Origin of the sequence: Bacillus sp. JJ1474 (assembly GCF_036965225.1) — a bacterium.
Taxonomy (GTDB): domain Bacteria; phylum Bacillota; class Bacilli; order Bacillales; family Cytobacillaceae; genus Cytobacillus.
On sequence record NZ_JBALPC010000012.1, the window covers coordinates 1 to 7,559 of the forward strand.

A 7,559-nucleotide genomic window follows, 5' to 3' on the forward strand; every position below is an offset into this window, starting at 1 on the left:
AAATAGGAGTATACCTATGGAAAGAATTTTTTTCGATTATGGGATTGAAATTTGTAAGGAAAATGAAAAATTCTATTTGATTTTTGACGACGGTGGAATAGTTGCACATTTTGCTAATATTGAAATTTCAAAGGAACATGCTGAGTACGCAATGAAAGGACCTAAAGAAGCAAGCGAAATTATTCTTCACTATCAGAGAATTGCAGATAAGAAGAGAAAAGCATCTCAATAATGATTTATTCCATAAAGATTAAATAATCATATTGAATCACATATCCACAAAAGGCAATTGAGTTAATACCATTCAATACCAGATAATATAGAAGAAATAGATATAACCATTAGGAGACCACAATGGGAAAAGAAGTATCTAAGTTTGTGGAAACGTAAAAAGGCAACGCTCAGTGGGTTAGTTGTCTTTCTTTAAAATGAGTTGCGACACACACTCTACAATGTGTGGACTGCTGATTGTAGAATTATGGATAGCTGCAGCTTTGTCCACCTTATATAATCTACAACTAGTCTTCCCATGAATCCAGAATTCATGATTTCCCCAAAAACAACTTCTCCATTTTTTGAATGTATTCCTCCAGATGGTTTGCCGGATGGAACACAGGGTGCCCGTGGCAAACCTCTAACCTAATGGTCTTTAATTCTCCAACGATAGTGCTGCTTCTCACTGCCTCATGCATATTCGAAGTAAACATTGAGATTGGTTGATGGATCTTCCCCTTTTTGGAGGTAAAGAGGTCGCCTGCGATTAACACTTGATCCTTTTCGTGGTAATAGACAACATGTCCAGGAGAATGCCCAGGAGTCAGATAAGGCTTTATCCCGCCAATCAAATTCAATTGCCTTGTCCATCTTCTTGAAGCGCTTGGATTAATTGTTTAGATACCGTCTGTTTAGCTTTTTTTCGTTTCGGATAAGGAAGCTCACCTTCCATATATGGAATTTCAATTCGGTGTGCATATACGGGTACTTTTGTTACTGATAAAATAGTTTTTATAGCACCAACATGATCAGGATGACCATGAGTTAATAAGATTCTTTGCAAAGGGCCGGCGTCCAGTTCTTTAATAAAATTCATAATGCCTTTTGCCATCTTCGGTATTCCAGCATCTACTAGTGTTACCCCATTGCCATCAACAATGACCCACACATGAATAGGGATAATAATCCAGGTTTTTAAGCTCCAAATATTCTCTGAAACTTTATTGACTTTCATACTTCTTCCTCTCCCTGTTTTCATTTTTCTTTAAAATCTAAAATAAGGTTTCCGCAGCAAAAGTAAATGTGTTAGGCACCATGAAATTATATCTAGTCTAAGAGTGATGCTAACTCTTTCTTGTTTTTAACTCATCATTCACGATACCTTTTCTGAACCAACCGCTGCCCGAAATCCCAAATAAAAAATCTTTAGCCATTATGTTTGAGAATTACTCTTCAGATTTTCGAATTTACGTTTTTAGCAGCATTTCTTCGAGATATGCAATTGTTTACTTAGAGTAGATAAGTTATCCATTTGCACATTCCTTATAATTGATCACCATCCAATGTTATTCTTACTTTATTTGCTGTACTGCCGTAATATACATTTTTTTCAATCTGCTTCAGTCAGTTAAATAAGCCTTATTCAATTAAATGGCCCTTTTCATGAAGAAAGACGCTTTCCTTGTTTCAGAAAAGCGCCCGATTCTTGAATAAAACTTAGTTCTGTTTTATTTGATAGTTAATTGAACAACTTGCTAATATAGTATCTATCGTTCCAAGCTAAAATGCACCACCACAAGGGGAAGGCGATTTTTAATCGACAACATCATAAAGAAGTACGAAGTTAGATCTCAAAATATTCTTCTATCGCTTTCATAACTTTAAATGGCCCTGAACTTTTGTTTGAAGGGATTACGAGCTTAATCCCGGACTTAGGATACAGGGCCGAATGGAAACTCACCCCGGGATCGTACCCCATTACATGATACTTGAATATGGAATTATTACGTTTGTTGATCCAAATTCCATACCCATAATGGACTTCCTCTTTTACATGAATGTGTGGGGTCATAAGTAGTTCAATATATTTTTTACTTATAAGACGATGATCCAGTAATGCTTCCCAAAGTTTGATCATATCAGGTGCAGAGATATAGGCTCCTCCATCAGCTCCACCTTTGATCGGAATAGAGTAGACATTCGTTTTCCATGTCCCACCTTTATCGTAAATGTATCCATAAGCTGTGTTTTTAGGTAGCCGATCTAATGAAAAATAGCCTGAATCATTCATACCGCATTTATTAAAAAGATTCGTTTTAATATAATCGGTAAAAGAAAGGCCTGTTTGTTGTTCCACAATCAAACCTAAAACAATAAATGCAGCATTATTATAATGAAATCTTTCTCCAGGTTTGAACATCATTTTTTCGTTTTTAAACAATGGCAGAAAATCGTGTAAATCCTTTAATAGATACATAGGTGTATGTTTCCAAAGATCTTCAAAGTTATCCATCGCCTCTTCGTCAAAATAATCTGGAATTCCAGAACTGTGGGTTAAAAGATGATGGATCGTTACATTTTCATCGAAATGCGGAAAAACTACATCTAAACAGTCTTTAAGTCGTGTATCAAAGGATAATATTTCCTTCTCAACTAATTGGCAAACTGCAATTGCAGTAAACAACTTACAGCCTGAAGCCATACCAAAACGTGTGTGTATGTTATTCAATCGTTCTTCAGTCCGATCAGAATATCCAGATGCTGATTTGAATAGTATTTCATTGTCGTCCTTCACAAAAACAACTCCAGAAAATTCCTCGTTGTTTATGACTTTTTTAATCGATTCACCCACCTTTACACCTCTATTTGTCAATTTCCACCACCTCATTAGATGAATATATTATTTTCTAAGCCCTGCCCCTTTCTAATGGATGTAAAATGCAAATCGCTGTACCATGTTCAACCAACTACCCCCATTAGCTAATCAAATATCATCCTTTTAATTTCAATTTACCATCTAAAAAATCTTTTCCTTATGTAAGAATATGGCACTTAAATGAAAATAAGCACTGATCCTTATTACAGAAAAGCGCCCGATTGTGGAAGAGCGAAGGGTTTAAAAGAGTTTTTTGATCTTTAGTTATTGTTCTAACGCACACGAGAGTTTTGTAGAATCCTTCACAATCTCTTCTACACCTTAACATAACTTCAATTTAAATTGTGTTGCTTCAGAATCTGTTTGATTAGAAAAAGACGCCTTCATAATTAATGAAAGCGCCGTTTGTTGCAAGACCCTTGCCTAAATCTTATTCAAATCCAGCCCATTTTACTTTAACTCTTTACTTCACATATTTCTAATCTGATAAAAGATAAATAAAAAGATGATACATTTTAAGGCATCATCCCTTAGAATATTATACTGGATGACTTTTAACCTTAAAGTTTATTCTTGATTCATTGCACTTTCATCGATATAAGCAACTTCCCATAAATGACCGTCTAAATCCTGAAACCCCCTTATATACATAATCCCATGATCTTGAGGGTCACTAAAAGATTTACCACCAGATGACAATGCCTTATTTACTATCTCATCCACTTGATCCCTACTTTCAGCTGAAAAGCTGAGAATTGCTTCGGCAGAAGTAGTAGTATCCACTATTTCCTTCTTACTAAATCCTTTGAAACGTTCCTCAATCATTATCATAGCAAAGATATTCTCACTGATGATCATACAAGATGTGGTCTCATCGGAGAATTGTGGGTTGAACTCAAAACCAAGTTCCTTGAAAAAATTGGTGGACTTGTTTACGTCTTTTACAGATAAATTGATAAAGATATTTTTGGATGTGAATGCCATTTTTATTACCTCCTGTGAAAAATTTGCGATTTTATTTTTTTTAGAGTTCTTTTCTATAACCAAAAAACACGTATCCACTCAGACATAACTGAATAATACTCAAAGCTAATAACGGATTCGTCACGATATACGTTTCACCTACTATAATTCGCTGAAAGTTCAATCCGATGAAGAAAACAGCTCCCATAATGGCAGATGCATACCACGAACTGTTATTCCTTTTTTTAAAACTACATACCGCCGCCGTGATATTGCCAAGTCCGAATATGACAATCGCTAGGATCCCAGGTACCACCCAACTATCAAAAGGAAGCGTAGAGGACCAGCTATCCGGATATTCCTCAGCGAAAATTCCATGGCTTGAACTTACCATCTGCACACCTATCCAAATCGCGCCTGTCGCCAAAAACAAATCATAAATGCCCAACATCCTTGCTCTTATTGTTAGCTTCATCTTTTTCCCCCCATAGTTTTCTTAAAAACCTTCTGCGCTATTCAACAATCTGGCCCTATAATGAAAATAGGCGCTTAGTATTGTTTTTAATATCTACAATAATATTATCTTTGTTTGATTTGGATGCCTCAGTTGAATTTGTACAAGCTGACAAAAAAATAATTAGTAAAATTGAAATTGGTAAAAGAAATATTCTCTTCATAAACCCATCGCCGGTGAAATATTTTCATCCCTTTTTTTGGACTTACTTAGAAGTATTTAAGAAAGCCACTTTTTTACCCCGTTGAAAAGAATTGTATTTTATTCGTTTATACTTAATACCTAGATTAAGGATACATAGAAATTCTATGTATTATTTCATTGTAATTTATTTCTAATTTTTATTCAACTTATATTAAACTAAACTGCTTCCTTACTTTAAGTACAAGAGTTTCACAAACTCGCCTAAACTTTCACCTAGATATCTAGGTGTTATTCAACAATCTGGCCTTTTCATGAAGAAAGACGATTTCCTTATTTCAGAAAAGCGCCCGTTCGTAATATAAGTTTAGCCAGTTTTTACTGGTTGAACTTTTTTTATTTGGTTTTATTATAGCGGTAGTCGGAGTAGAACGTAGCGTCCGTGGGACTTGATCCCGTCCGCAAAACTGTTCACTCCCTACTTGTATAAGCATGTTTCAGGCTGGTTGGGACAATGATCCCGTTTAACAAGCGAACCTATGATAGTACAAGCTAGGGACAACCGACTAATCTTAATTTCTAAGGAGGAGATGATGATGAATCCAGTAGTAGGTCTGGATGTTTCTAAAGGGGAAAGTCAGGTACAAGCATTCTTGGATAAGGGTCAACCTTTTCGTAAAAGTTTTAGTGTAAAGCATACAGTTGAGGGCTTTGAGAATTTATTAGGATTCTTAAAAGAGATTGAAAGAGTAGCTGATGGTAAGCAACCTTCGGTTATCTTAGAATCAACAGGACATTACCACTCTCCTGTTATTCAATTTTTGGAGTAACAGCAATATGTTTATATTATTGTGAATCCCCTTATCTCTCATCGAGCAAGGAGCGCAAGTTTAAGAAAGGTAAAAACAGACGCTGTCGATGCCTATCTTCTTTGCGAACTGTACTACAAAGAAGAAATTGAGCCGTATAAGAAAAGAGGTATTCAACTCTTAAACCTTCGTAATCTTACAAGGCAACAAGAGACAATATCAGGTATCTCTACACAAACCAAGGTACAGCTTCTAACAGTGCTAGATCAAGTATTTCCTGAATATAGAGGTGTCTTTGGTAATTTATATTCAAAAGTCTCTTTACAGACTCTTTCCTTATTTCCTACTTCTGAATATGTACTAAATACTACCGAATCCATATTAACTGACAAGATTGTATCGTTATGTACCAGACGTTCAGAAAAGTGGGCAAAAGAAAAAGCACAAAAACTTATTGAGGCTGCACTACGAAATCCATTTCAAAACAAATTGTATGAAAGCCATATCTTTAACCTAAAGATGTTAATTACCATCGTTCTTCAATATCAAGAGCATCTATCACAACTAGAAACTGAAATAGATGCCCTCGCTAAAGAAATTGAAGAATATAAGATTATCCAGTCTATCCCTGGTATCGGAGAAAAGATTGCGGCAACAATCATTTCCGAAGTTGGAGAAATAGATCGGTTTAATCACCCTAAAAAGAGTTGCCTTTGCAGGAATAGATCCTAGTGTTTACTCTTCTGGAAGGTTTACAGCGACCAACAATCGCATAACGAAAAGAGGATCTAGAAGGTTAAGGCAAGCATTATATATGGCTGTGTACTGTGGAATTCGAGATGCCCGTAAACAAAAGACGAGCGATACCGTTATACCTCGAAACAAAAAATTAAGAGAGTTTTACGATAAAAAACGCGATGAAGGTAAACCCTATAGAGTAGCGATAATTGCTTGTGTTAATAAGCTTTTACACTTGATTTATGCACTTTTAAAGAACAAAACCACTTTCCAAGAGTTGGCTTAAAAACTATATTTAACAACATAAAACAAAACCTTCCAATAATGAAAATCAGGAAGGTTATTTTGCATGCTCATTTTTAGTATATCATCTAATTTTTCATTTTTTTATTGAAAAATGTTGACAACTATTAGCTGGTTTTGTTGAATAATAAAACCAAACAAAAATAAATCCATACTTTCTACAAGTTAAAATCAAAGCTTTCTCCTATTCCTTTTTCAATTGCCTTTTGGTATACATTCCAAGCAACAACAAGATCTTGAAATGCCAAACCAACGGAACCAAACACCGTTATTTCCTCTGGACTAGTGCGTCCAGATCGATATCCGGCAAGAACTTCTCCTAGTTCATAGGGATCTACATCCTTTCTTGTCAGACCAGCTCCACCAATAGCACCCATTTTTTCAGAAAGATCAATGTCATCACAAATAAAAACCGATTGTTGGATAAGTTCGGCGCTGATCTCACATTTTCCAGGTTGATCTGCCCCCAGGGTAGTTATATGTGTACCCGGCTGTATCATTTTAGGAAAAAGAAAAGGTTCTTCAGACCAAGTTGCAGAAATAATAATCTCTGCTTGTTTAGTAACTTCTTCTAAACTTTCAGAAGCAAACACAGGGATATTTAGTTCCGTTCTCATTTTATCGGCGAACAAACGGGCCTTTTCCGGAATTAGATCAAAAGCATACACCTTTGAGATGCTACGAAAATATGTTAATGATCTTAATTGTAACTCTCCTTGGACTCCACAACCGATGATTGTAACTCTACTAGCATTCGAATGTGAAAGTATATGTGTACCAAGTGCTCCAGAGAGACCGGTTCGAACAGCTGTTAAATAAGGTGAATCCATAATTGAAAGCAAATCACCATTATTTAAATCATGAAGATGAATTACTCCTTTAATAGATGGTGATTGATTTTGAAACTTAGCGTGAACCTTCACGGTATATGCGGGTATTTCGTTTAACAAACCAGGAAAAATAATCATTGAACTTGAATAATCGTTCGGGAGTGGTGAATTTGCACGTTGTCCATCAATGTTTCTCATTATGGAGTACTTTTCAAATCCTTCTTTTAATTCAGGAATTAGTTCCTGTGGGGAGAGTAGGCCTTTTATATCCGTATTTTTTAATAGTAAAGTCATTTATCTCATCCTTCCTTGGTTGGTTCCCTTCACTATTCTATAATTTGGCCCGATTCATTAAGAAAGGCACATTTCTTGGTCTAGAAATGCGCCCGATT

Annotated in this window: 7 protein-coding genes and 1 pseudogene; 2 read left to right on the forward strand and 6 right to left on the reverse strand. The window is 35.6% G+C overall.

The features are described from left to right. Nucleotides 1-16 precede the first annotated feature (16 nt). Nucleotides 17-232 (forward strand): hypothetical protein, encoded by a 216-nt coding sequence (locus V7164_RS02300; protein WP_335344887.1) that lies wholly within the window; start codon nt 17-19, stop codon nt 230-232. A 310-nt stretch (nt 233-542) separates the two neighbouring features. Here the strand turns inward: V7164_RS02300 and V7164_RS02305 are convergent, their stop codons facing one another. The 5 genes from V7164_RS02305 to V7164_RS02325 all read right to left on the reverse strand — a co-directional run bounded on the left by V7164_RS02305 (nt 543) and on the right by V7164_RS02325 (nt 4,307). Beyond that, complete coding sequence (locus V7164_RS02305; protein WP_335353328.1) at nt 543-851, reverse strand: MBL fold metallo-hydrolase; 309 nt, start codon at nt 849-851, stop codon at nt 543-545. Next, complete coding sequence (locus V7164_RS02310) at nt 848-1,228, reverse strand: MBL fold metallo-hydrolase (RefSeq protein ID WP_335353329.1); 381 nt, start codon at nt 1,226-1,228, stop codon at nt 848-850. The genes V7164_RS02305 and V7164_RS02310 overlap by 4 nt, the downstream gene beginning before the upstream one ends. Nucleotides 1,229-1,837: 609 nt before the next feature. After that, on the reverse strand, nt 1,838-2,881 hold the full coding sequence (locus tag V7164_RS02315; RefSeq protein WP_335344889.1) for a serine hydrolase domain-containing protein: 1,044 nt from the start codon (nt 2,879-2,881) through the stop codon (nt 1,838-1,840). 555 nt (nt 2,882-3,436) lie between these two features. Then, nucleotides 3,437-3,853, reverse strand: a complete 417-nt coding sequence (locus V7164_RS02320; RefSeq protein WP_335353330.1) for a VOC family protein — start codon at nt 3,851-3,853, stop codon at nt 3,437-3,439. Between the two features lie 40 nt (nt 3,854-3,893). Then, the gene (locus V7164_RS02325; protein WP_335353331.1) at nt 3,894-4,307 is read right to left on the reverse strand and encodes a hypothetical protein; all 414 of its coding nucleotides are present in this window, start codon (nt 4,305-4,307) and stop codon (nt 3,894-3,896) included. A gap of 776 nt (nt 4,308-5,083) precedes the next feature. On the opposite strand from V7164_RS02325, the pseudogene V7164_RS02330 reads away from it, so the two are divergent. Next, nucleotides 5,084-6,320 (forward strand): annotated as a pseudogene (locus V7164_RS02330) (IS110 family transposase). Nucleotides 6,321-6,495: 175 nt separating this feature from the next. Here V7164_RS02330 and V7164_RS02335 read toward each other — a convergent pair. Next, the gene (locus V7164_RS02335; RefSeq protein ID WP_335344865.1) at nt 6,496-7,461 is read right to left on the reverse strand and encodes an ornithine cyclodeaminase family protein; all 966 of its coding nucleotides are present in this window, start codon (nt 7,459-7,461) and stop codon (nt 6,496-6,498) included. Nucleotides 7,462-7,559: the final 98 nt, after the last annotated feature.